Consider the following 253-nt stretch of genomic DNA (forward strand, 5'->3'; position numbering starts at 1 on the left):
CTTCGCCTTGCGCCAGCCCCAGCCGCCAGCGGTAGTTGTGGATGACGATGGCGACGTGGTCGGGGTTGGCGAAGGCGACGGCGCTGCGGGCGAAGGTGGCGTCGTCGAAGCGCCATTGCGGCGAGGCCAGTTCCCAGATCAGGCGGGCGAATTCGTCGCGATGCTCGGCGTAGCCGCGTTCGCCGCGCTCGGTGGCGAAGTAGAACTGATACCACCATTGCAGCTCGGCTTTCGGCGGCAGCGGCGCCTGGCC

The 253-nt window shown here is 68.8% G+C and carries 1 protein-coding gene; it reads right to left on the reverse strand.

What is annotated here, in order from left to right; all coding sequences use genetic code 11:
• Positions 1-253 (reverse strand): alpha/beta hydrolase (locus HKX41_12445; GenBank protein ID NNC24945.1); only part of this gene is annotated, 253 nt, incomplete at both ends.

Origin of the sequence: Salifodinibacter halophilus (genome assembly GCA_012999515.1) — a bacterium.
Lineage (GTDB): Bacteria > Pseudomonadota > Gammaproteobacteria > Nevskiales > Salinisphaeraceae > Salifodinibacter > Salifodinibacter halophilus.